This is a genomic window from Mycobacterium heckeshornense (assembly GCF_016592155.1).
In the GTDB taxonomy this organism is placed as follows: domain Bacteria; phylum Actinomycetota; class Actinomycetes; order Mycobacteriales; family Mycobacteriaceae; genus Mycobacterium; species Mycobacterium heckeshornense.
In genome coordinates this window covers 913173-937883 of the sequence record NZ_AP024237.1, presented here as the reverse complement: position 1 = coordinate 937883, position 24711 = coordinate 913173, and the positions used below count along the sequence as shown (strand labels likewise).

23 protein-coding genes and 1 pseudogene are annotated in these 24711 nt (G+C 63.6%); 11 read left to right on the top strand and 13 right to left on the bottom strand.

The genetic code is table 11. From position 1 onward, the window contains the following. Positions 1–11: 11 nt before the first annotated feature. From MHEC_RS04505 to MHEC_RS04460, 10 genes are all read right to left on the bottom strand, one after another. On the bottom strand, positions 12–1730 hold the full coding sequence (locus tag MHEC_RS04505) for an MCE family protein (protein ID WP_048890071.1): 1719 nt from the start codon (positions 1728–1730) through the stop codon (positions 12–14). Continuing rightward, complete coding sequence (locus MHEC_RS04500; protein WP_372507393.1) at positions 1731–3005, bottom strand: MCE family protein; 1275 nt, start codon at positions 3003–3005, stop codon at positions 1731–1733. Then, positions 3005–4426, bottom strand: coding sequence for an MCE family protein (locus tag MHEC_RS04495; RefSeq protein WP_048890073.1), 1422 nt, complete (start codon positions 4424–4426; stop codon positions 3005–3007). The genes MHEC_RS04500 and MHEC_RS04495 overlap by 1 nt, the downstream gene beginning before the upstream one ends. Further along, complete coding sequence (locus MHEC_RS04490) at positions 4423–5541, bottom strand: MCE family protein (protein WP_048890074.1); 1119 nt, start codon at positions 5539–5541, stop codon at positions 4423–4425. The genes MHEC_RS04495 and MHEC_RS04490 overlap by 4 nt, the downstream gene beginning before the upstream one ends. Then, on the bottom strand, positions 5541–6569 hold the full coding sequence (locus tag MHEC_RS04485) for an MCE family protein (protein ID WP_048890075.1): 1029 nt from the start codon (positions 6567–6569) through the stop codon (positions 5541–5543). Before MHEC_RS04485 ends, MHEC_RS04490 begins: the two co-directional genes overlap by 1 nt. Then, the gene (locus MHEC_RS04480; RefSeq protein ID WP_048890076.1) at positions 6566–7753 is read right to left on the bottom strand and encodes an MCE family protein; all 1188 of its coding nucleotides are present in this window, start codon (positions 7751–7753) and stop codon (positions 6566–6568) included. Before MHEC_RS04480 ends, MHEC_RS04485 begins: the two co-directional genes overlap by 4 nt. A gap of 13 nt (positions 7754–7766) precedes the next feature. After that, positions 7767–8630 carry an MlaE family ABC transporter permease gene (locus tag MHEC_RS04475; protein WP_048890077.1) on the bottom strand — a complete coding sequence of 288 codons (864 nt, stop codon included), beginning with the start codon at positions 8628–8630 and terminating at the stop codon, positions 7767–7769. Between the two features lie 13 nt (positions 8631–8643). Continuing rightward, positions 8644–9456, bottom strand: coding sequence for an MlaE family ABC transporter permease (locus tag MHEC_RS04470; RefSeq protein WP_048890078.1), 813 nt, complete (start codon positions 9454–9456; stop codon positions 8644–8646). 300 nt (positions 9457–9756) lie between these two features. Then, entirely contained in the window at positions 9757–10965 is a 1209-nt protein-coding gene (locus tag MHEC_RS04465) for a CaiB/BaiF CoA transferase family protein (RefSeq protein WP_048890079.1), read from the bottom strand. Next, the gene (locus MHEC_RS04460; protein WP_071700140.1) at positions 10962–12500 is read right to left on the bottom strand and encodes an aldehyde dehydrogenase family protein; all 1539 of its coding nucleotides are present in this window, start codon (positions 12498–12500) and stop codon (positions 10962–10964) included. Before MHEC_RS04460 ends, MHEC_RS04465 begins: the two co-directional genes overlap by 4 nt. 261 nt (positions 12501–12761) lie before the next feature. On the opposite strand from MHEC_RS04460, the gene MHEC_RS04455 reads away from it, so the two are divergent. The 5 genes from MHEC_RS04455 to MHEC_RS04435 are packed head-to-tail and all read left to right on the top strand — an operon-like array spanning position 12762 to position 16444. Then, positions 12762–13463, top strand: a complete 702-nt coding sequence (locus MHEC_RS04455; protein ID WP_048890177.1) for an SDR family NAD(P)-dependent oxidoreductase — start codon at positions 12762–12764, stop codon at positions 13461–13463. 32 nt (positions 13464–13495) lie between these two features. Beyond that, positions 13496–14356 (top strand): mycofactocin-coupled SDR family oxidoreductase, encoded by an 861-nt coding sequence (locus MHEC_RS04450; protein WP_048890080.1) that lies wholly within the window; start codon positions 13496–13498, stop codon positions 14354–14356. A gap of 10 nt (positions 14357–14366) precedes the next feature. Next, positions 14367–14612 (top strand): ferredoxin, encoded by a 246-nt coding sequence (locus MHEC_RS04445; RefSeq protein ID WP_048890081.1) that lies wholly within the window; start codon positions 14367–14369, stop codon positions 14610–14612. Then, positions 14609–15982, top strand: a complete 1374-nt coding sequence (locus MHEC_RS04440; RefSeq protein ID WP_048890082.1) for a cytochrome P450 — start codon at positions 14609–14611, stop codon at positions 15980–15982. Before MHEC_RS04445 ends, MHEC_RS04440 begins: the two co-directional genes overlap by 4 nt. Before the next feature lie 12 nt (positions 15983–15994). Further along, positions 15995–16444 carry a hypothetical protein gene (locus MHEC_RS04435; RefSeq protein ID WP_048890083.1) on the top strand — a complete coding sequence of 150 codons (450 nt, stop codon included), beginning with the start codon at positions 15995–15997 and terminating at the stop codon, positions 16442–16444. A 12-nt stretch (positions 16445–16456) separates the two neighbouring features. Here the strand turns inward: MHEC_RS04435 and MHEC_RS04430 are convergent, their stop codons facing one another. Further along, complete coding sequence (locus tag MHEC_RS04430; protein WP_048890084.1) at positions 16457–17632, bottom strand: acyl-CoA dehydrogenase family protein; 1176 nt, start codon at positions 17630–17632, stop codon at positions 16457–16459. Beyond that, positions 17616–18614 carry an acyl-CoA dehydrogenase family protein gene (locus MHEC_RS04425; RefSeq protein ID WP_048890085.1) on the bottom strand — a complete coding sequence of 333 codons (999 nt, stop codon included), beginning with the start codon at positions 18612–18614 and terminating at the stop codon, positions 17616–17618. Before MHEC_RS04425 ends, MHEC_RS04430 begins: the two co-directional genes overlap by 17 nt. Positions 18615–18893: 279 nt before the next feature. Between MHEC_RS04425 and MHEC_RS24775 the strand changes: the two are divergent. The 5 genes and pseudogenes from MHEC_RS24775 to MHEC_RS04395 form a co-directional block, all read left to right on the top strand. Next, positions 18894–19151: pseudogene (locus MHEC_RS24775) on the top strand (NAD-binding protein); the annotation flags it as partial. Positions 19152–19371: 220 nt separating this feature from the next. Then, positions 19372–20463 (top strand): amidohydrolase family protein, encoded by a 1092-nt coding sequence (locus tag MHEC_RS04410; protein ID WP_048890086.1) that lies wholly within the window; start codon positions 19372–19374, stop codon positions 20461–20463. 22 nt (positions 20464–20485) lie between these two features. Beyond that, positions 20486–21631, top strand: a complete 1146-nt coding sequence (locus MHEC_RS04405; protein ID WP_048890087.1) for an amidohydrolase family protein — start codon at positions 20486–20488, stop codon at positions 21629–21631. Further along, entirely contained in the window at positions 21632–22024 is a 393-nt protein-coding gene (locus MHEC_RS04400) for a Rieske (2Fe-2S) protein (RefSeq protein WP_048890088.1), read from the top strand. 18 nt (positions 22025–22042) lie between these two features. Next, positions 22043–22909, top strand: a complete 867-nt coding sequence (locus MHEC_RS04395) for an alpha/beta fold hydrolase (protein WP_048890089.1) — start codon at positions 22043–22045, stop codon at positions 22907–22909. Between the two features lie 2 nt (positions 22910–22911). Here MHEC_RS04395 and MHEC_RS04390 read toward each other — a convergent pair whose 3' ends face one another. Further along, complete coding sequence (locus MHEC_RS04390) at positions 22912–23385, bottom strand: hypothetical protein (protein WP_048890090.1); 474 nt, start codon at positions 23383–23385, stop codon at positions 22912–22914. A 26-nt stretch (positions 23386–23411) separates the two neighbouring features. Between MHEC_RS04390 and MHEC_RS04385 the strand changes: the two genes are divergently transcribed. Further along, positions 23412–24704 carry an NADH-ubiquinone oxidoreductase-F iron-sulfur binding region domain-containing protein gene (locus MHEC_RS04385; RefSeq protein WP_048890091.1) on the top strand — a complete coding sequence of 431 codons (1293 nt, stop codon included), beginning with the start codon at positions 23412–23414 and terminating at the stop codon, positions 24702–24704. Positions 24705–24711 lie beyond the last annotated feature (7 nt).

Here is a 24711-nt window from a genome sequence, read left to right as displayed (position 1 = left end):
ACAGCACGGCTTCAGGTCGGAAGCAGGTCCTGCCATTTCTTCGGCGCGGTGGTCGCGGCGAGATCCGACTGCTGGTACAGCCGTCCGTCCGGGCCCACATAACCCCCGGTACGCGGATCGTACTTTGCGATTGCCACGGACGGTCCAGATCCCTTGTCCCCGAACGAGCTTGGCGCTGCGTGGGGCTGCCCGCCGCTGACCTCGGGCGGTGGCGGGGCCGGGGCTGGGGCCGGTGGCGCGGGCAACTCACCCGGCAATGGAACGTCCAGTGGCGCAATGGGCGGAACCTCAGCCGACTGCGGCGCGATGACCGCCGGTGGAGGTCCCGACGACGGCTGCGGTGGAGCGGCCGCGCCGAGCGTCCCCGGTGGTGGAGTCGCACCCCGCGGCCCGGCGGGCGTTCCCCGAGGGATCGCTCCTGGCGGCAGCGGCGTTCCCTCGGTCGGGGCGTACAGCCGGTCGCTGGCGGTGACCCGATCGTCGGGCGGGATGCCCTGCGAAAGCAAATTGGGATCCAGCGGGTAGGGACCGAGCGTGTGCTGACGCATCGCCAGCGGCATGTACGGCTTGTCGCTCTTGCAGATTTCGACCGTGGGTGCCCGCTTGCCGGGCTTGTCCATGCAGGGATAGTTACGTGCGCCGCGAACTGAAAGCGGTGAATCCTGCGGGAGCTTGCAATACATGTTGTCGGGTGTGTCGATGTCGCTGGTGTCGGCCGGGGAGCGCCATTGGCTGGGCGGCAGGAAGCCGACCGTGCAGATAGGGGGGTCGTCGATGGTGAGCGCAAAGTCGCCCTCGGCGAAACCATCCGGATGGTTGGCAGGGCCGGCCGCTTGCTCAATCGCCACCGCTGTCGGCAGCAGCACCAGCAGCTGCTCCAGCGAGGGGTGGTAGGTGACGGCGATCTGACCGATGGTGGTGAGGTTGGCCAACAGCACCGGCAATGTGGGTTTGACCTGCTCGAGAAGCCGGGACGCTTCGTTGGCGGCATCGGGACCGTTTTGCAGCAGGGTGCGAATCCGGGAGTCGTCGGTTACCAAAACATCGGAAATCCCGGCCAGACTGCGTGCCCACGTTCTGATCGAATCGGTGGTGCGTGCTTGCGAATCCAACAGCGGCTGGCTGTCTTCAGTTAGGGTTCGGGTGCGGTCGGCGACACTGTTGGCATCGGCGGAGATTCGTGACGCCGAGTCCGACAGCGACCCAAGATCGTAGGCTTCCCCGTTGAAGCTTTGGAACGACTCGTCGAGCAGTTGGCTGATCTTGTTCTTGGGGACGCTTTTGATCAACGCGTTGACCTGTTCGAGCAGAGGGCCGACAGCTTGCGGAATCGTGGTCTCACTCATTGGGATAACCGAGCCGTCGCGCAAGTATGGTGGGGAGTCTGTTCTCGGCCGCAAATCGACGTACTGTTCGCCGACTGCTGAGATGCTGCGCACGTCGGCTTGCAGATTGGCCGGGATTTTGGGTGAGGTATTAAGCGACAATGTGGCTTTCGCGCCACTGGCCGTCAACCCCACCGAGGTCACCTTGCCGACCTGAACCCCACGGTAGGTCACGTTGGAGAATCGGTACAGGCCACCGGTGGCCGGCAGCTCCAAGGTGACCGTCATCTTTCCGATGCCGAGCAGCGTTGGCACCTGAATGTAGAACAGCACCATCGCGATCACACCAATGATTCCGACGACGGTGAAGATCGCCAGCTGGATTCGGACGAACCGAGACAGCATCTATCCGCCCCCCTCCAGCAGCGGGCCCGTCGGCGGCGAACCGCCCGGCGCGCTTTGGTTTAGGGGTGGTGTCGCCGGCCCGGCTGGCACCGCATTGGTGGCCGGCTGGGGACCCGGCGGCGGTGGGCCGGGTAACGGTGCCGCCGGACCGTACGGCGCAGGGCCGGGCGCCGGTGGTCTGACGCCGGCATGCAGCGGATCGAGTGTGTAGCCCAAGTAAAACGGTTCCCCCGGGGCGGGCGGCTCCGGCGCGTCCAGTTGCCCCCAGTGGGTGCCCAACAGTAACCCCCGTTTGAGCCGCGGAATAGTCAGGTCCAAGTCGACATGCAGGTTGAAGTAGTCGCCTCGAACGGCTCGGTCGACGAAGTTCTGCGTGAACGGGAAGACCGTCGCCGCCGCGATCGCGGTGTCGAGCTCGGGACCCACGTCGGCAAGCGCGCGGATGGTCGGCTCCAAGTTCTTGAGGTTCTTGACCAAATCGGCCTGGGTGTCGTTGATCAGCCCGGTAGCGGTGTCGCTGAAGACGCGGAGTTTGTCCAACGCGGTTGTCAAGCGTGGTCGTTCTCTGATCAGCACCTCCAACGCAGGCGGAACCTTGCGCAGCGCGCGGGTCAGGACGTCACGTTGTGCGGCAAAGGTGGCGGAAAGCCCATTCAACGCCTGGATGGACGCGACGATATTGTCGCGCTGCTGGTCCAGCGTGCCGACAAACTTGTCAAGCCGATTGATCAGATCGCGGACAGCACCCTCACGCCCGGATAGGGCGGCGGTGAAATTGCGGACGATCTCACCGATCTGCCCGAGTCCGCCACCGTTGACCACAACCGAAAGCGACGAAAGAGTTTGCTCTGTCGACGGATACGCCGACGCCCGATTAAGCGGGATGGTGGCCCCCGGCTGCAGCCGCCCGATCCCCGGCTGCCCAAGTGGCGGGTTGAGCTCGAGATGCATCGACCCCAGCAGACTGGTTTGACCGACGCTGGCCACCGCATTCGCCGGGACGACGACATCGCGCTTTACCGAAATCTCGACGTCGGCGTGCCAGCCCTTCACCGTCATCCGGCCGACACTGCCGACGACGACGTCGTCGATCATGACCGGCGAATTCGACTCCAGCGTACTGACGTTCGCGAGTTCGACGTGGTAGATGTTGGCGCCTGCTCCGCGCCCCACCGTGCCCGGTAACGGCAGTGAGTTCAGCCCGTGGAACGCGCACCCGGTTGCGCTCACCACGACGCAACACGTCGCGGCAACCACCCGTCGCGTCCGGCGCATCATGATTGCGGCCCTTCGGCGGGAAGCAGCATGCTCGGCAAGGCCGGTGGGGGTGGCGGTGGCGGCGATTCCATTGGTGTCGAAGGTGCCGGCGGCAGCGGCATCGCCGCTCCGGGTATCCGCGCCGGCGGGACGGCTCCCGGTGGCCCCACCGGATCGCCCGGCAGCCCGGTGTACGCCGATACCGCGGGCGGTTGCTCGGGCGGACCGGGTTTCGGCCCCTCGCCGCCGGGCGCCAGACGCTGTTCGCTGTAGATGATGTTGTTCGGGTCTGGCGACTTTTGCAGGAAGATGTTGATGGGGAAGGGCAGATTGTTGAAGTTGAGCAGCCGCAACCCAGGACCGATGAACAACGAGCACAGCTTGGCCGACTCGACCGCGGTGATGTTCCCGATGGAACCTACCTGCGAGCAGCCGGGAATGGGCAACGGAAGAAGCAACCCCGATGCCACCGGATTGGCGAAATCCATGATGCCGAATCCGCCGACGATGGTTCCGGTGTCGGCGTTGTAGTCGTTGAAAAAGTTGCCCAGCGCATTAGGTGCTGCGTGCAGGATGTTTTCCAGATCCATGTGCTGATCAACCAGGACCTGGGTGACGTTGGCCAACCGCTGAATCTGCTCGCTGGTTTGGTCGCGGGTTTCGGCGATGAACCGCTGCACTTCGCCCACCGCCGTCGACAAATCGGTCAGCGCGGCATCCAGCTCGGATTTGCTGTCGTTGACCACGCTGGTCAGCGTGGCCAGACGGTTGTTGAACTGGACGATCTGGACGTTGCTGTCCCGCAGCGCGGTGACGAAGGTCTGCAGATTTTTGATGATGTCAACGATGTTGCCGCTGCCGTTTGCCAGAATCCTGCCGACACCGGATAATTGAGCCAACGTTTGGCGCAGCTTGTCGCCGTTGTCCTGAAGAGCGTTGGCGGCGCTATCGATGAATCGGGCTACCGATGGTGTCGACACCTTGCTGTTAGGACCCAATTCCGTTGCCAGCCGCATTAATTGGGTTTTAACCTCATCCCATTCCACGGGCACCGCCGTCCGCTCGACAGGTATTACCGCACCATCGGGCATCGTCGGGCCGCTATCGCGGTAGGCAGGAGTGAGTTGGACGTAGCGGGCGGCTACCAGATTCTGCGCGACGATGACGGCTTTCGCGTTTGCCGGGATGGGCACGTCGCGGTCGACGTGCATGGTCATCTTGGCCGTGGTGCCTTGCGGTTGAATCGATTTGATCGTGCCGACCCTTACTCCCGAGACTCGCACTTCGTCACCCGGGTAGATCGCCGTGGCCGTCGTGAAATAGGCGGTAATGGTCTTCGGGCGCAAGAATGTGTGAAGGACGACCACAGCGACGCCGGCGACCAGTAGGCCCGCAAGACCGGCCGCGAGCACAGCAGCGAGCCGGTTGGGCGGGATCATTGTGAGCCTCCGATCCGCCCACCCAACGTGCAGCCTTCACACGGCGGAATGCCGTTGTAGGGCCACGGCACCAGCGACCGCGGTACCGGTGAGGGGAAGCCCGGGCCGCGCGTGGTGTCGAAGGTGCGGAACCCCCACAGGTAATCGAGGAATGGCTGGAAAAGTTGCGGGACAAGGAAGTTCGGGACGAACGCCGAATAGGCGTACATGCTGGAGACGGACTCGCCCACCGTCAGCTGGAATTTCTTGAGCCCCGGCAGGGCCTTAGAGATGTTGTCGCGGTTCCTTTCCAGCATCGCGGTGACCGAATTCAGTTTCTGCAGCGTTGGTGCCAGTTTGCTTTCGTTGTCGTGCACCAATCCCGAGAGCTGCTTGGCCACCGCCGAGGTGTTGGCCAGCAATTGGACGATTTCTTGTCGACGCGCCACCAGAACGTGGAGCAGATCGTCGGCGTTGAGGATGAGCTGGTTGACCTGCTGGCTGCGTTCGGAAAGGATTCCGGTGACGTCGGCGGCACTCTTGAGCAGATCGCCCAGGGTTTTGTTGCGACCGTTCAGGCTTCGCGACAACCGGGTCACCGCTTCAAAGGTGGGGCCGAGTTGCGGCGCGATCTGGTCGAGGGTCGCCGACAGGGTATCCAGCGACTGATTGAGCGTTTGCGTGTCGGTTTCCGCGGCGTAGGTGGTCAGATCGCTGACCGCCTGCGTCAACGAGTACGGCGAGGACGTGCGCGAGACCGGGATGACCTCCATCGGGTGCATCGTTTTCTGGCCGGCCGATTCCAGGGTCAGCACCCGTTCGCCCAGCAGCGTGCCGGTTCTGATGTGGGCGGTGGTGTCCGAGCCGAGCGGCACATTGCCCTTCATGGTGAAGGTCACCAAAGCATCGCCGTTACGCAAGGACACACCCGTCACGGTGCCAACCTTGATGCCCGACACCGTAACGGTGTTGCCTACCGCCAGCCCTCCGGCCTCGGTGAACAGCGCCTGATATCGGACCGCCGTGGCCCACGACACCAGCCGCTCGGGCGAGAGGCCGACCAAGATGACCAGCACGATCAACACTGCGCCGATGAATCCCGCCTTGATGAGGCTCGCTCCGCGATATTTCAGCATCAGGGTTCCTCGCACCTCGGCGCATTGGACCTGAACCAGGGCGCTATCACCGTTTGGCCATTCAGGTCGGTGCCCCGGATCCGCAGAGCGCAGATGTAGTACGGGATGGTGGCGCCGAAAACGCCGAGCCGCGACAATTTACGGTAGTTTTTCGGCGCCTTTTGTAGTGCGGCTTCCAGGCGGTCCCGGTCCTGATCCAGCAGCGGAGCCAACCGACTCAGCTGCTCAACGGTGCCGGCCAACGGCGGCCTGGCGCTCACCAGCAGATCGGCCAATGACGCGGTCCCCTTGCTCAGCGAGTCGATGGCGGCTCCGATGGTGTCGCGGTCGTCCGACAGACCCGTGACCAGCCGCTCCAGGCGATCGATCGCGCCCGAGAACTTTTTGCCGTCTTTGGCGAGGGTGGCCACCACGGTGTTCAGGTTGTCGATCAGCTGCTGGATGGTTTGGTCGTTGTCCGCCAGGGTGTTCGAGAACGACGCGGTCTTGGAGAACAGCGACTCCAGGGTAGCGCCCTCGCCCTGGAACACCTGCAGCAGCGCTGTCGAGAGCGCGTTGACATCACGCGCGTTCAAGCCCTGGATAACGGGTTTCAGTCCGCCCAGCAGCAAATCAAGATCAAGCGCGGGCGCGGTGCGGTCCGCGGGAATTACTCCCCCGGCCGGCAACCGCTTGGTCGAGCCCGGGCCGTCGACGAGCTCAAGGTAGCGATCACCGACCAGATTCAGATAACGAACGGCCGCTTTGGTGCCCTCGGTGAGCACGATGCCCCGGTCGGCGTCGAATTTCACCACGACCTTCTTGTCGGGGCGCAGCGAGACGCTGTTGACCGTGCCCACGCGGATTCCGGCGACCCGCACCGAATCCCCGGATTTCAGGCGCGATGCATCGCTGAATATCGCCGAATACCCTGTCGTCGCGCCGGTGCGGTACTGGCCGAAGATGAAGAACAAAAACGCGGTCAGCACCGCCATCACGACCGCAAACACACCGAACTTGACCAGCGTCAGGCGCATTGAGCCTCTCATCCGGGTTGCCCGATCTGTTGTGGGTTGCGCGGCGGGCCGGCGATCGGCCCGTAGAGCAGCTGCTTGAGAAGATCGGAGTTGATCAGCAGCTGCTGGTTGCCGTACTGCGCCGGGTTGGCCCCGATGTCGGTAACCAGGAGTTTCGGGTGGGTGTTGAAGGGCAGCCGCGGCAGGCCGTTGCATTGCGGACCGCCGGTCGCGGCCACCTTGGGCAGGTTTGTCGGATACCGATACCGTTCGCCGCCCCAGGTGAGACTCGCCGTGATGTTGATGCTCGGCTCCGCCAACGGCTGGTTATGCGCCAGCGGTATGAGTCCGGCGAAGCCGCACCACAGCGCCTTGTTGTACTCGTTGGTCAGGTCGGTGGTCGGGACCAGCAGATGCAGCACGGTTGTCAGCGGCTTGCGGTTGGTGCTCAGCACGTCGTTGCCGATCTCGGCCAGCCCGATCGAGCTGATCAGTAACGCGTCGAGGTTCTTCTGCTCATCGACAATTGACTGGCTGATTGTTGACGCATTGTCGACGGTCTTCACCAGGTTCGGCGCCGCATCGGCATAGGCGTTGAACACCTTTGGCGACATCGCGATATCGCGGCTCAGCGCGGGCAGGCTTGAATCATATTTGACGAGAAAGGAATCCAGGTCGCTGAGCGCCTGACCGATCTTTTCACCCCGGCCGCTGAGTGCCTTCGCCAGAGCTCCCAGGGTCTCGTTGAGTTTGGCCGGCTCGATCTTGGACAGCACCGCGGTCAGGTGCTCGAACACCGTGTTGACTTCCACCATGACGTGCTTGCTGTCGAGAACCTGACCGGGACGCAGCCGCTGCGCTGAGGGCTCGGCCGGCGGCACCAAATCGACGAACTTGGCGCCGAACACCGTCGACGAGGTGATGTCGACGAGCACATTGGCCGGTATGAAATGCAGCTGCGACGGATCTATCGCAAGGTGAAGGACGGCTTGACCGTTCGCCCGGGGTTCAATGGAGTCCACCTTGCCCACCTGCACACCGCGCATCTTGACCTTGGCATCGGGATTCATCACCAGCCCGGCGCGCGGAGCCAACACGGTTACCGGGACGGTTTCGGTGAAGCCGCCCTGGAATAAGTTCACGGCCACCCCGATTATGCCGAGAATCACCACAACTGTCGCTAGGCCCGCTAGTGCACGTATCCCGGTGTGGTTCATCGGCTTTTCTCCGCTACCCTGCCAGGTTGAAGTTGCCGTTGGCGCCGTAGATGGATAGTGAAACCAGCAGCGTTACCGATACCACGATGATCAGCGACGTGCGCACCGCGTTGCCTGTCGAGACGCCCACGCCTTCGGGCCCGCCTGACGCGAAGTAACCGAAGTACGTATGGACCAACAGGACGGTAATTGCCATCAGGATGGCCTGCAAGAACGACCACAGCAGGTCGATCGGGTTCAAAAACGTGTTGAAGTAGTGGTCGTAGAGGCCACTTGATTGGCCGAACAGCACGACGGTGACGAAACGGCTCGCAAGAAAGGAAAGAATCACCGCAATGCTGTAAAGCGGTGTGATAGCCATCATTCCGGCGACGAGTCGAGTGCTGACCAGGTACTCGACCGGCCGGATCGCCATCGACTCCAACGCGTCGATTTCTTCGCTGATCCGCATGGCGCCCAATTGAGCGGTCACGCCGGCGCCGAAGGTCGCGGCCAGGCCGATTCCCGCGACTACTGGCGCCGAAATGCGGACATTGATGAATGCCGCCAGAAATCCGGTTAACGCCTCGATACCGATATTGCCCAACGAGGCATAGCCCTGGACGGCCAGTGTGCCGCCCGCGGCAAGGGTCAGGAACCCGACGATAACCACGGTGCCGCCGATCAGGGCCAGAGTGCCTGCCCCCATGCTGATTTCAGCGATCAGGCGAATGATCTCACGGCGATAGTGGACAGCGGCATGCGGAATTCCGGCGAGTGCCCTGCCGTAAAACAAGGCATGGTCACCGATTCCACTTAAAACGGCTACCGGTCTGCGCCACTGATCAAGGACCCGGAAGGTCCGGGGATATGTGGCTCTAAGCGTCCTTACCGTCACGGCATCTCTCCGGTCACTTGTGCGTCGAGAAGCGTATGCCGATGGCAGTGACGACCACGTTGACGACGAACAGCGACATGAACGCATAGACCACGGTTTCGTTGACGGCATTGCCCACGGCCTTGGCGCCCCCGCCGGAGACCGTCAATCCCCGGTAACAAGCCACCAGGCCCGCGATCACGCCGAAAAGCGCTGCCTTGACACACGAAATGATGACTTCGGGCACGCCGGTGAGCAGCGTGATACCCGCAGCGAACGCCCCCGGGTTGACGTCCTGCACAAACACCGAGAACACGTAGCCACCCACGATCCCGATGATCACCACCAGGCTGTTGAGCAGCAGTGCAACGAGACCGGCAGCGAGCATCCGGGGAGTCACCAGCCGTTGAACCGGATTGATGCCCAACACCTCCATCGCGTCAATTTCCTCGCGAATGGTGCGCGAACCCAGATCCGCGCACATCGCTGTCGACCCGGCGCCCGCGACGATCAGCACTGTCACCAAAGGACCGACCTGAGTGACCGCACCGAATGCGGCACCCGCGCCGGAGAGATCCGCCGCACCCAATTCGCGCAGCAAGATGTTGAGTATGAAGCTGACCAGAACCGTGAATGGGATGGCCACCAGCAGGGTTGGAGCCAGCGACACCCGCGCGACAAACCAGGACTGGTCCAAGAACTCCCGCCATTGAAAGGGCCTGCGGAAGACGAAGCGAATCGCGTCTCCCGACATCGCGAACAGGCCTCCCACCGCCTGCATTGCCCCGCTGAAACCCCCGCTCAAACTGATGCCGGGGGTCCAACGTTCCGCCCCTTTAGTCGCCACCGGTTCGCGCTCCCTCCCCGACAGTCCGGAGCGACCCTGCCGTCGGACGAATATTTTTGCGCGGCAAGGGGATCGCGGCCACAGCCGGAAACATCGTTGTCCCGACGCCGGGAATGGCCACGCTGCCCACGCCGCTTCCTCCCTGCCTGGGGTTGGTATCACCGCTCAACGGTGATCGGACAGATCCCCCACCTTGGTCGTGCGTTTCGCGATTATGACTCATGCCCCGCCCTTTTGGAGGCGAATGCAGAACCAAGATCAAGAGTCTCGAAACTTCGCGGCATGGAACGGCTCCCGGCTCTAGGTGACGGCCCCGGCGGTCTTGAGCTCAATAACGCGATCCCAGTCGAATCCGAGTTCGAGTAAGATCTCGTCGGTCTGCGCGGCGAAACCAGGGGCCGGACCTGATTCGGGAGCGGTGACATCGAACTGGACTGGATTCGCCACCAATTCGAGTTGACCGGCCCGCACTATGTATTCGTTGGCTCGTATCTGAGCATCGTTGGCGGCCTGCAACGTGTCCTGCACCGGCGCCCAAGGGCCCGACAGTGTCACGAAGCGTTCGCTCCACTCGGCCAGACTGCGAGTCGCGATCGCTTCGGACAGGATTTTCACAGCCTCCGCGGTGTTGGCGGCGATCTGCTCGTCGGTGGCGAAGCGGGGATCGTCGGCAAGTTCCGGGCGGTCGATGTGGCGGCATACGTCTGCCCAGAATTTGGTCGGCTGCATCATCACGAACGAGATGTAGCGGTTGTCCGCCGTCGTGTACAGGCCGACCAAGGGATTGTTGGGTGCCCCGTGCACGCCGGGGGGCGGGGCTTCCAGCCGTTGTCCCAGATGCACGGTCAAGGCCACGGTGTGTCCCAGCGACCACAAGCCGCTGCCGAGCAGTGAGACGTCCACAACGGACGCTTCGCCGGTGCGTTCCCGCTTCAGCAGCGCTGCGGCGATGCCGCCGGCGAGGTTGGTGCCGGAGATGGTGTCGCCGTAGGCCGGACCGGGCGGGCCGATCATGCCCTCCATGCCGACCGGGGTGATGGTGGCGGCGGTCCCGGCCCGGCACCAGAACGCGGTCATGTCGTAGCCGCCCTTGTCGGACTCCGCACCACGCGGCCCGAACGCGCTTCCGCGCGCGTAGATGATCTTGGGGTTGACCGCGCGGATGTCGTCGACGTCGATTCCGAACTTCTTGCGGTGACCCGGCAGGAAACTGGTCAAGAACACATCTGACGTCCGAGCCAGTGCATAGAGCACCTCCTGGCCCTCGGGCACCGACATGTCCAGGCCGATGCTGCGCTTGCGGCGGTTGGCATGTTCGATGTTCGGGTTGGGGTCGCCCTCAACCCGCAACATGCCCGTCTGGCGCAGCCCACGTTGGGGATCCCCGGTTATCGCGTGCTCGACCTTGATCACATCGGCGCCCCATTCGGCCAGCACCGCACCCGCGGACGGGACGAACCCGTACATGGCGACTTCGAGAACGCGAATGCCGTCAAGTGGCGCGGTCATCCGACCACCCCGCTAGCCGGCATAGCGAGTGTCTTGCGCTCCAGGAACTCCTCGAGTCCGGCCACCCCCATTTCTCGACCCACACCGGACTGTTTGTAACCCCCGAAGGGCGCGTCCGGCGCGAAGTAGTTACCCCCATTGATGGAAAGCGTGCCGGTCCGGATCCGGCGCGCGACCGCCAGCGCCCGGTCCTGGCTGCCGAACACCGAGCCCGACAGGCCATAGATCGAGTTGTTGGCGATCCGCACGGCGTCGTCGTCATCGTCGAAGGGGATGACCACGAGAACCGGCCCGAAAATCTCCTCTTGGGCGACCTCGCTGTCCGGATCGACGTTGGTCAGCAGGGTGGGCGCATAGAAGAACCCCGGGTCGATCCTCTTGCCACCGGTCACCAGACTGGCCCCGTCGGCGATTGCCCGCCGGACCATGCCGTCGACCTTGTCGCGTTGACGCTCGCTGATCAACGGACCCATGTAGGTATTCGGATCAGCCGGGTCGCCGTGTCGCACCTTGGCGAAGTTCTGCGCAATCAACTCGACGATCTGGTCGTGGTGCGTCCTGGGCACCAGCAGCCGCGATGTCAGCGCGCATCCCTGGCCGGCATGGCTGCACATGCTGAAGGCCGCGAACATGCTCGCGGTCGCGAAATCGGCGTCGTCGAGCATGATCACCGCCGACTTGCCGCCGAGCTCCAGGAAGACCCGTTTAACGGTTTCGCTGGCCGCAGCCATGATCCTGCGGCCGGTGGCGGTCGACCCGGTGAAGGTGATGACGTCGACGTCGGGGCTGGTGGTCAGCGCGGCGCCGACCGCCTGATCCGACGAACTGAGCACGTTGACCACGCCAGCCGGGATATCGGTGTGGTTGGCGATCAGCTCGCCGAGCGCCAACGTGACCAGCGGCGTGTCCGGTGCGCCCTTGAGGACGACCGTGCATCCGGCGGCCAACGCCGGAGACAGCTTGGCCAGCGCAAGTTGATTGGGATAGTTGTAGGCGATGATGGCCCCGACCACCCCGGCGGCTTCCTTTTCGACCCAACGGTGATGGCGCAGGCCGCGCGACTCGATTTCCCCGAGGTCCTCGCTCATGGGGTAGGTGCGCAAAAGGTCGGCGTAGTAGCGGACGATCCCGATCGGTTCGTCGAGCTGAGGCCCGTGGGTCAATGCGCGAGTCGCGCCGACTTCGGCGATGGTCAGCTCGCGCAATTCCTCGGCATGATCGACCAGTGCGCGGTGGAGCTGGTCGAGACAATGGATCCGGAATTCGAAGTCGGTGGGCCAGCCGGTGGTGTCGAATGCGCGTCGCGCGGCCGCAATCGCGGCGTGCGCGTCATCGACCCCGGCGTCGGGGGCGTAGCCGAGGACTTCACCCGTCGCCGGATTGACCGACGGGAACGTCCGGCCGGCCGTGACAAGCCGACCGTCGATCAGCAGCCGCCGGCCGGTCGGCCGCTCACCCGCGGTGTGAGACTCCGGCAAGACGCCCGCGGACCCGCCATCTGCCGCGACGGTCACTGACGAGTCCTGCGATGGCATTCCGGCCTCCTAGACATGTGGATAATTTGATTCTCATCCTCGGCGAATCTTACATTCGGACTGCGAGAACTCAAGCGTCAAACTAACTCGTTAAGCAGTGCTTGCCCGCCTCGAGTCGTTACCTGTATGCAAGCATTCGCGCATTTCAAGACCGGTAGTTCAGAATCTTGCACGAACGTCCAATGCGAGAGTACCGTTCTCATATTCGGAAGGGATGTTCTTGATGACTGAAAAGTTAGCGCCCGCGTTTTGGACCGCGACGTGAGGACCGCCGTCGTCACGGGTGGCGGATCGGGCATCGGCTTGGCCGTCGCCGAGCGGCTGCGGAAAGACGGGCACCGGGTGGCCACCATCGACCTCAAACCGGCAGGGACTGACTTTGCCTTTGCCGCCGACGTCACCGACCGTTCCCAGGTCGATGCCGCGCTGTCGGCGATCCGCGACCAGTTGGGGCCGGTCACGATTCTCGTCAACGCCGCGGGCCTCGACGGGTTCAGGCGGTTCGCCCACATCACGTTCGAGGAGTGGCAGCGCATCATCGATGTCAACCTCAACGGCGTCTTTCACACTATTCAGGCGGTCTTGCCCGACATGCTGGGGGCCGGCTGGGGACGAATCGTCAACATCTCGTCGTCCAGCACCCATTCCGGGGTTCCCTATATGTCGCACTATGTGGCGGCCAAATCGGCGGTCAACGGACTCACCAAGGCGTTGGCGCTGGAATACGGGCCCAGCGGCATAACGGTCAACGCGGTGCCGCCCGGTTTCATCGACACCCCGATGCTGCGCAAAGCCGCGGAACAAGGCCATCTCGGCGACATCGAGAAAAACATTGCCGCGACCCCGGTTCGCCGGATCGGCAAGCCGGAAGACATCGCGGCGGCGTGCGCCTTTCTGGTGTCGGAGGAAGCAGGCTATATCACCGGACAAATTCTGGGCGTCAACGGCGGCCGAAACACGTAGCTCATCGGGGTCATGAATTGGAAGGAAATCCTGTGGGACGGGTTCAGGGAAAAGTCGCATTCGTGACCGGTGCCGCGCGCGGCCAAGGCCGCAGCCACGCGGTTCGGCTGGCGGAAGAGGGCGCCGACATCATCGCCGTGGACATCTGCCATGACATCGAGTCCATTGGCTACCCGTTGGCAGCACCGGAAGACCTCGACGAGACCGCCCGACTCGTCGAAAAGACCGGCCAAGGCGTGTTCACCGCCCAGGCCGATGTGCGCGAGGCCGCACAACTGGGCGCCGCCCTGGACAACGGCCTGGCTGAATTCGGCAGGCTCGACATCGTGGTGGCCCAGGCCGGTGTGGCCGGCATGCAGGGCCAGCCGCAGCTGCAGGCCTGGTGCGACGTGTGGAACACCAACCTGATCGGCACTATTAACGCCATCCAGGTGTCGCTGCCGCATCTGAGCGTGGGTGCCTCGATCATCGCCACTGCTTCCACCGCTGCGCTTATGGACGTCGCCAAGAAAGACAATCCCGGCGCCGATCCGGGTGGCATGGCGTACCTGTATTCCAAGCGGCTGATCGCGGAGTACGTCCACGTGCTGGCCGCCGAACTCGCACCACGAGGCATCCGCGCCAATGTCATTCACCCGACGAATACCAATACCCCGATGCTGCAGAGCGAGCCGATGTACCGCGCCTTCCGGCCCGACCTGCAGCAGCCGACCCGCGCGGACGCCGAGCCGGTGTTCGGTGTTCAGCAGGCGATGAAGATTCCGTACGTCGAACCCGAGGACATCAGCAATGCGGTTTTGTGGCTGGCCTCCGACGAATCCCGGTACGTGACCGGGATGCAGTTGCGTGTCGACGCCGGCGGCTATCTCAAGTGGTACGACTACCACATCTAAGGAGAAGGTTATGAAGGTTTGGGTCGATCCCGAGCGGTGCCAGGGACATACGTTGTGTTCGATGATCGCTCCGGAGGCATTCGAGCTCGACGACATCGACGGCCATTCGTCGGCGGTCTTCGACGAAGTCCCGCGCGACCTGGAAGACAAAGTTCGGGAAGCCGCCCAATCTTGCCCAGAGTGCGCGATCTTCATCGATGCGGATTCTTGCGACCGCAAAGCGGAATTCGAAAAGCCAAGGGAGACGACGTCGTGACTGTAGAAGACAGGGCCGTCGCAGATGCTGACCACCAGCGCAGGCAACCCCGCTACCACTTCGACCGTCATACGCCCGAGTACCGCGACCAGTTCGAGGCGATCACCGAGGAAATGCTCGCCAAGTGTCCGATCGCTTGGACCGACACATACGGCGGCCACTGGGTGGCGGCCGGTAACCGGGAGGTGTTCGAGCTCGCCCGCTGCCCATTCGTCTCAAACGATCACGACCTTACCGGTGAACGACCGGCCTACCAGGGCATCAGCATTCCCCCCGCGCGACGCGCCAGCGGCATCAGGGGCGGGATGCTGGAAATGGATGACCCTGAGCACCGTATTTACCGAAACGTGCTGAATCCGTACCTGTCTCCTGCCGCCGTAAAGCGATGGGTGCCTTTCATCGATGACGTGGTGCGAGCGTGTCTGGACGACAAGATCGAAGAAGGCCGCATCGACTTCGTCGACGACCTCGCCAACGTGGTGCCGGCCGTGCTCACCCTCGCGATGCTGGGCATTCCGCTCCATAAATGGAAGATGTACAGCGAGCCAGTGCACGCCGCCGTATACACCCCGGAACACTCACCCGAAGCCGAGCGGGTGGCTGAGCAGCATCGGCAGATGGGCGTCGACCTGTTCAGCAATCTCGTTGAGATCCGTGAGAACCCGCGCCCCGGCATGATCAACGCTCTCATCCAGCTGCGAATCGACGGCGAACCCGCACCCGATCTGGAGCTGTTCGGAATGCTCGGCCTGATCATCGGCGGCGGGTTCGACACCACGACGGCTCTGACCGCACACTCGCTGGAATGGCTTTCACAACACCCCGATCAACGCCAGCTGCTCAGCCGTGAGCGCGACACCTTGCTGGACCCGGCGACCGAGGAGTTCCTGCGCTACTTCACCCCCGCTCCCGGTGATGGCCGGACGTTCTCCCAGGATTGTGAATTCTTCGGCACCCGGTTCAAAGAGGGCGAACGCCTGTGGATCTCGTGGGCGATGGCCAACCGCGACCCCTCGGTGTTCGCCGACCCGAATCAGGTCATCCTGGACCGCAAGGGTAATCGGCACTTCAGCTTCGGACTAGGCGTCCACCGCTGCGCCGGATCCAACGTCGCACGTGTGGTGTTCAAGTCGATGCTCACCGCGGTGCTCGATCGCATGCCTGACTACCGGTGCGATCCGGCGGGCACGGTGCACTACGACACTATCGGCGTCATCCAGGGCATGCGGCACCTGCCGGCCACCTTCACGCGGGGTCCCCGGATCGGTGCCGGCCTGGACGAGACGCTGGAAAAACTGCAGCGGATCTGCGACGAGCAGGGGCTGGCCAGGCCGATTACCGAATACAAGGAACCCGCTGTCATCGACTGACATACTGAGCAGATGAATCGACGGCACCCGCTGAAAGCGCTTGCAGTGGCCGCCGTGCCGGTGGCGGCTGCGGTGGTATGCGCTCCGGTAAGCCACGCCGGCATGCAGATCGGCAACTACCAGTTGCAGATCGCGCGCGATTTCCCGGGACACACCTGGCTTTGGGCAGTCCGGCCGTGCAATCCACCTGCCGATGACTGTGTCACCATCCAGGCCATTCCCAGGCCCAACGGGCAGGCGGCGCCCTACGACGGAAACGCGCATCTGGCGAACGGCCAGTACACGTTCACCGTCGACATTCCCGACGGCGTGCGCTGCGTCGTCTACTTCCTTCCCTCGCATGACACCTACACATGGGATCCGGCCACACTGTCGGGCACGTTGGTGACGACCTACTCGTCGAGTTGCGGCGGTGGGCCGGGCGGAACGGAGACGTATCCGTTTACGCTGGTGCGCTATTAGCCCCGCTCGCCCTCATCGGTGCGGCAAACCGAGCACTCGCTGGGCGATGATGTTGCGGTGAATCTCCGACGTGCCGCCGGCGATGGTGCCTGAGAAACTGCGCGCGTAGCGCTCGAACCAGCTGGCGAAATAGTGATCCAGGTTCATCGGGGCGTAGGGGCCCGTCAGCGCCGGGTGGATGAGCCCGTCGGAGCCGGCGGCTGCCAGGGCGTGTTCGCAGGCGCTTCGTTCAGCTTCGGAGCCAAGCAGCTTGAGCACCGACAGCGCGGGAACGTCCTCGTCGCCGCGGGCTGCACGAGCCAGCGCCACCGAACCGAGCAGCCGTAACGCATGGTGGTCCATGACCAACGTGGCGTAGTGGTCGCGGTCGAGGGCCGTGGCGGGGTGGAAATCGCTGATGAGGTTGTGCAACCGGTCGGCGAAACCCAGCCACATCATCGTGCGTTCATGGCCCAAGGATCCATTGGCGACCCGCCAGCCCTGGTTTTCCTCCCCGACAAGGTTCTCTGCCGGGACCCGGACATCGGTGAAGAACACCTCGTTGAAGTCCAGGTCGTCGCGACTACAGATCGACGGGAAGGGCCGACGCACCACGCCCGGTGTTTCGGTCGGAATCAGTAACGCGCTAATCCCTTTGTGCTTAGGTACATTCGGATCGGTCCGCACAAAAGTCAGCAATACGTCGGCGTCATGGGCTCCGGACGTCCACACTTTCTGCCCATTGACCACGAAATGATCCCCGTCGCGCACCGCCCGGGTGCGCAGCGAAGCCAAATCCGAGCCGGCACTCGGCTCGCTCATCCCCAGCGACGCGGTGATCTCGGCCCGCAGAATCGGGACCGCCCAGCGGCGCTTCTGTTCCTCGGTTCCGAACGACAACAGCGACGCCGCAACGATATTCACGCCTTGCGGGTTGAAGCTGTGATAGATCCGGCGTCGGCACAACTCCTCGAGGTGCACAAACTGCTGCAACACGGTGGCGTTGCGCCCCCCGAACTCCGGTGGTTGCCCGGGCAGCAGCCAGCCGTTGTCGAACAGCAACCGCTGCCAACGCCGCGCCCACGCCGGCATGTGCGACACCGAGCGCGGCCGTTCCAGGGTCTCAGCCGCGTCGGGCAAATGCTCGTCGAGGAATGCTACAAACTCGGCGCGAAAGGCCTCGACGTCGGCGTCAAAAGTCAGCTGCACGGTATTCCTCCGCGATCATCGCCCGATGCTCGGCAGCACCCCCCAGCATGAGTTCGCCGGCTTTGGCTCGCTTGAGTGCGAACTGAAGGTCGTTCTCCCATGTGAATCCCATCGCGCCGAAAAGCTGCAGCCCGTGGCGAAACACCAGCGCCTGGCACTCCCCGGCCGAGGCCTTCGCCATCGCGGCCGCTAACCGCCGTCGCGGGTCGTCAGCCGAAATAGTCAGTGCCGCAAAGTATCCCAACGCCCGTGCTCGCTCGATCGCGACATGCATGTCGGCGGCCTTGTGCTGCACGGCTTGGAAGGACCCGATCGGCACCCCGAACTGGTGGCGGCTGCGGACATGGTCGAGGACGAGGTCGAGGATGCGCTGGCAGGCGCCGACCATCGTCATTGCCATCCCGGTCAGCGCGACGTGGCGGGCGCGCTCGACGTCGACACTGACCCGAGTGCTGTCGGACACCTGCACTCGGGCGAACGACACCTCGGCGACATGCAATACAGGGTCGAACACCGAGCTGCGGCGGGCAGAGACCTCACCGGCATTGACGATGAAGACCCCGGCGTCGGTCACCACCGCCAACCGGTCAACCCGGTCACCATCGAGGACGTAGCGGGCCGTGCCCTCCAGCACCCATCCCTCGCCGTCCCGACGCGCGGACACCCCGTCATACACCGCGGTGCCCGACTCGTGCGGGTCGTAGCGCCCGCCGGCCAACGGAGCGAACTGGGTCATCGTGGCCAAAAACGGCGTGGGATCGGTGGCGCGACCCAACTCTTCGAGCACGATAGCCAACTCCACCGCACTGGTCGGCTCGTTCAGCTCGGTCCAGCCGAGGTCCACATAGGATTTCCACAGCGGCGTCGGGTCGACGTCGTCCTCGGCGACGCTGCGCACCAGCGACGGTGGGCATTGTTTGGTCACGACATCGCGCACCGTGTCCTGCCACAGTCGCTGGTCGGCATCGAATTCTAAAAGCATCCGGGTCGCCCTCCTCGCCGATCACCAACACATTGGAGAATATCATTCTCCAATTAGCACAGTCGCAATCTCCCGCCTCGGCCGTTGAGGAGGCAACACGTGGACCAGCAGACGTTCGGCGAACTCGATCAGGACTAGGACACTGGGGTGGAGATCGGATTTATCGGCCTGGGCCACATGGGTTTTCCCATCGCACGGCGCCTCATCCAGGCCGGACACCACGTCGTCGCCTTCGACTCGCGACGGGAAACGCGTCGAGCACCTCGTCGCCCACGGCGCGCAAGCCGCGACAAGTTCCCGCGCGATATTGCCGCGTAAGTTCGACCATGGCTTCGCCACCGGGCTGATGGTCAAAGATGCACGGCTGTATCTGGAGGAAGCCGAGGCGTGAAGGTGCCCACCACCGTCGCCAAAGCGGTCACACGGCTCTGGGAAGCCGCGATGCACGACCAAGACCCCGAGTCAGACTTCACCGTGGTGATCAAGCCGCTGGAACATGCAGCCGGCGTCGTGGTGGGCCGGCCGCCGCAGCAGTAGCTCAACGAGCGGCGACACCGACAAGGCCGAGAATGATATTGTCCATTATGAAGAACTTGCTTACGGCCAGTGGTGGCAATAGTGCCGACCACCTGGGACAATGGGTAATCGAAATGCTTACCGGAAACGCGTTGATTGGCGAGCAGCGGAAATGTTAGATTACCTATCGTATGACCAGCTGGTCCGCCTCGGTGGTCGGAACCGCGAAGGGTTGGTTTAGGTGATACAGCACCCGGACGGAACGCGTACGCCGCTTGTCGACGCGAGCGTGCACATCTTTTTCACGTCCACGCCCGACCTCCGCAATTTCCTGCGTGAGCCGTTCAAGAGCCGCGGCTTTCCGGACTATGAGATGGACTGGTACGGGGCGCCCGGCGGCGAATATGCGCCCAACACCCGCGGTCCGGATCGCGGCTATCCGGGCTCCGACCCGGAATTCGTCGGCAATCATCTGTTCAACGAGCGGGGCGTCGATGTGGCGGTCCTGCATCCAATGGGCCGGGGCATCATGCCTGACCGGCATTTGGGCAGCGCGCTGTGCGCGGCGCACAACGAGATGATGGTGTCGCGCTGGCTGGAATCCCCGACCTTCGGTGAGCGGTTTCGCGGGACCATCCGGCTGAACCCCGACGACATTGCCGGCGCCCTGCGCGAGCTCGCGAAATACCGGGACCACCCCCGTGTGGTACAGATCGGTGTTCCGCTGCAGTCACGCGAGCTCTACGGCAAACCGCAGTTCTGGCCGCTGTGGGAGGCCGCGGCCGACGCCAAACTTCCGGTGGCCGTGCATATCGAGACCGGCGAAGGCATTGGTTTTCCGCCGACGCCGTCGGGCCACACCCGGACCTACGAGCAGTACGTCAGCTTCATGGCGCTGAACTACCTGTACCACTTGATGAACATGATCGCCGAGGGGGTGTTCGAACGGTTCCCCGGCGTGAAGTTCGTGTGGGCCGATGGTGCCGCGGACTTCCTGACGCCGTTCATCTGGCGGATGGATGTCTTCGGTCGGCCACACCTCGAGCAAACACCGTGGGCGCCGCGGATACCCAGCGACTATCTGCCGGGGCACGTGTATTTCGTTGCGGGCAGCTTCGACGGTCCCGGCGACGCCGAGTTCGCCGACCAGTGGTTTAGCTTCACAGGCAAAGAAAACATGGTGATGTTCGGGTCGAGCTATCCGCACTGGCACTGCTGGGATGCCGGCAAGCTGCCCAGAGCGCTCACCGCCGAGCAGCGCGAGAAGGTGTGCTGGCGTAATGCCGCCGAGCTGTACGGCATAGACATCCCGGCCCAGTTGGCCGCACAGTAGACGTAGACAAAGGGAGACGACGATGACGGTGACAGAAGTTCAACAGCGGGTTCCGGCGGCCGAACGCATCGCCGTGCGGTGCGTGGACTCCGATGTTCACCCGGTGCCCAAGCGCGGCGAACTGGTTCAGTACATCCCCGAGCCGTGGCGGAGCAAGTTTTTCCTCGAACATAAGGTCGGCGAGCTGATCTACTATGACGCTCCCGACTACGCGCACTCCTACGCGATGCGGGTGGACACCTTCCCGCCGGACGGCGAGTTCCCGGGCAGCGACCCGGATATGGCGTTTCGGCAGCTGATCATGGAGGCAGGTTCAGACATCGCCATTCTGGAGCCGGGCGGTCGCACACCTCGCCTGCCCGAAGCCCACCAGGCGATGTCGTCGGCCCTCAACGACTGGCAGGACAAGCACTGGCTCGATAGCCACAACAACTGGCACCAGCGGTGGCGCGGGTCGATCTGCGTGGCGATCGAGGACCCCCAAGGCGCGGCCCGCGAAATCGAGCGATGGGCCGGGCACCCGTACATGGCCCAAGTTCTGCTCAAGGCCGAGCCCCGCCCGTCCTGGGGTCATCCGATGTATGACCCGGTGTGGGCCGCTGCGACCAAGCACGACATCGTGGTGAGCTGCCACCTGTCTCGCAGCAACTACGAGATGCTGCCGATGCCGCCGGTGGGGTTCCCCAGCTACAACCACGATTTCATGGTGACCTATTCGCTGCTGGCCGCGAACCAGGTGATGAGTCTGATCTTCGACGGTGTGTTCGACCGCTTCCCGACGCTGCGGATCGTATTCGTCGAGCACGCCTTCACCTGGGTGCTGCCGCTGATGTGGCGGATGGACGCGATCTACGAAGCCCGCAAGTCCCGGATGGATATCAAACGCAAGCCATCGGAATACCTCAAGGAGCACATCAAGTTCACGACGCAGCCACTGGATTACCCGGAGGACAAGACCGAGCTGACTCGGGTGCTGGAGTGGATGGAGTGCGACAAGATTCTGCTGTACTCCTCGGACTACCCGCACTGGACCTTCGATGACCCGCGCTGGCTGGTCAAGCATCTGCCGAAAGCGGCACGCGAAGCCGTCATGTTCAAAAACGGCATTGCGACCTATCACCTTCCCGAGACGGTTCCTGTTCTCGAAGGTCAGGTGCGGGTGTTCTAAATGCCCGTTGAGACCGCACGGCCCCGGCTGGCCCAGGGCCGCGAACACGTCGTTGCCACGGTGGACGAAATCCCGCCGGGCACACATAAGTTGGTGCCCATCGGACGGCACGGTGTAGGTGTGTACAACGTCAATGGCACTTTCTACGCGATCGCGAATTATTGCCCCCACCAAGGTGGCCCGCTGTGCTCGGGACGGCTGCGGGGCCGAACCGTCGTCGACGAGAACGCGGCCGGCGACGCGGTGATGGTCCGCGACCAGGAATACATCTACTGCCCTTGGCACCAATGGGGTTTCGAGCTCGCGACTGGCACCACCGCAGTCAAACCCGAGTGGAGCATCCGCACCTACCCGGTCCGAGTGGTGGGTAATGACGTGCTGGTGATGGCCTGAGCCCGAGGAGAAACGCTGGTGCCCGCTCTTGAGATCAATGGCGGTAACGTCGTATACGAGATCCTTGGTGAATCGGGCGATCTGATCGTTTTGACGCCTGGCGGCCGGTTTAGCAAGAACGTGCCCGGCCTGCGGCCATTGGCCGATGCTCTGGTCGACGGCGGCTATCGGGTATTGCTGTGGGACAGGCCGAACTGCGGTGCTTCCGATGTCCAGTTCTACGGGCAAAGCGAGTCGCACATGCGTGCCGAAACGCTGCACGGCCTGCTCACCAAGCTCGGCCTCGGGCCGTGCATCATCGCCGGCGGTTCGGGTGGCGCGCGCGATTCCATGCTGACCGCGATGCTCCACCCCGAGCTCGTCACAAAGCTCGTGGTATGGAACATCGTTGGCGGCGTGTACGGGACTTTTGTGCTGGGCTCCTACTACGTGATCCCGAGCATCCTCGCGGTCCGCGGCGGCGGAATCGAAGCACTTCTAAAAGTGCCCGAATGGCGGGAACGGATCGAGGAGAACCCGAACAACAAGCAGCGGATCCTCAACCTGGACCGCGACGAGTTCCTCAAGGTAATGTTGCGTTGGCTCAATGCCTTTGTGCCCAAGCCGGGGCAAACGATCCCCGGAGTCGACGACGAAATGTTTGACCGCATCACGGTTCCCACGCTGATCATCCGCGGCGGTGAGAACGACTGGGACCATCCCAAACGGACGTCGCTGGAGGTCAGCTGCTTGATCAAGGGCTCGACGCTCATCGACCCGCCGTGGCCGGAGGACGCCTGGGAGCGCGCAGCCGAGGAGCGTGCCACAGGAAAGGTCAAGCATTTCAACATGTTCGACACTTGGGTGCAGGCAGCGCCCGCCATCTTAGAATTCTTGGCAAAGTGATGTTACTTCGTGAGGATGTGTACCTCGCAGTTGAGCGAGGCCTCCAAGGCAGTGTGGATCCGGCTTTCGGGGACGCGCTCCAGATCGGCCTGGCGCAATGTCACGTAGACGATGTCGTAGCCGTCGTCGCCCGCAACACGCCTGATTTCGCCAGTAAGCCCGAAGCCAGAGAGTACCCCGCGGGCGTCATCGTCGGTTCCCCTGCTGACGTAGGTAATCACTCCGGCGACCGGGTTGGTTCCGAAGGCATTGGAGCACAGGCCGATTGCGGTCTGTCTGACGCTGTCAGCATCGTTACCCGAGATCAGCAGCTGCACCTCTCGGCGGTTGACCGGTTTTGCGGCCAGGTCGCTTTGCACCACTTCGGCGTCGGCCGCCCGGGCGAACTGCAGAAGCGTGGTCATGCCCCGGTCCAGCTGCGTCGGTGTAAGCGCACCCGAAGGGTCGACATTGACCCGCACCACAGCGGTTCGCATGTTGAAAGCCTAGCGAGAGCCCACTGATGGAAGCCACCACGAGATCGCCTGTCACCACTGCCCCCTGGCCCGGCTCCCCGCCCCGGCTGCTGCGCGATCAGCCGGGTCGAGAAGACTACGGGGCCTACCGCGACTTCGGCGGCTATCGGCCCCTGATCTGCGCCGACGACCTGCTTGCCGACATCGAGCGCAGCGGCTTGCTGGGCCGCGGGGGTGCGGCCTTCCCTCTTGCAGTCAAGCTGCGCGCGGTGCGCGACAACGGACTACGCAGCGGGCAGGGCACGGTCGTGGTCGCGAACGGCGAAGAGGGCGAGCCCGCCTCGATCAAGGACCGCTGGCTGCTGCGCCACCGGCCACACCTGATCCTGGACGGACTGCGGTTGGCCGCGGCTATCGTGGCCGCCGACCGCGCATACGTCTATGTTTCTGACCCGGAAGCGTCGCGCAGCATCGAGGTGGCGCTAACCGAACTAGACAACGGCGCATTGGGTGTCCCGGTGCAGGTATCGATGGTTGAGCCGGGGTACGTCGCCGGCGAGGAGACCGCTGCGGTGCGCGCACTCAACGGGGGTCCGGTCAAGCCGACCGACAAGCCGCCGCGCCCGTTCGAAGAGGGCGTCGGCGGGCGACCGACCCTGGTGAGCAACGTCGAAACCCTGGCCAACCTGCCGTATCTGCAACGGCACGGCTCGGCAGAGTTTCGCGCTCAGGGCACCGAAATGTCGCCGGGCACCTTTTTGCTGACGCTCAGCGGCGCGGGACGACCCCCGGGTCTCTATGAGTTGCCTTTCGGCCTGCCTTTTACAGAAGTACTCGCGCTGCACGGTGTTTCGACTGAGCAGGTGCGGGGTGTGTTGATGGGCGGCTATTTCGCCGGCTTGCTTAACCGCGTTGTGCTCGACGCCACGTTGGACTACGAGACGCTGCGGGGGCTCGGCAGCGGGCTGGGAGCCGGCGCGATCTCGCTGCTGACTGACGACTGCCCGGTGGCGGTGGCCGCGTCGGTGTTGGCGTATTTCGACCGTGAGAACGCCGGCCAGTGCGGGTCGTGTTTCAACGGCACTGCGGCGATGGCAGCCGTCGCCGGGGCGTTGCGTGACGGTGCGGCGACTACCGAGGATCTTGCCCGACTGCGGCGCTGGTCGGTGACGCTGCGTGGTCGCGGTGCGTGTGCGACTCTCGATGCCGCTACCAACATGGCGGCCAGCCTGCTGGATCAATTTCCGCACGCGGTGGAGCGCCATCTCGATAACGCTTGCCAGTCTTGCCGTCTCGGTGTATTTCGCGCCGATCGGCCTTACGAGGTAGAACCGGCATGACCGAACG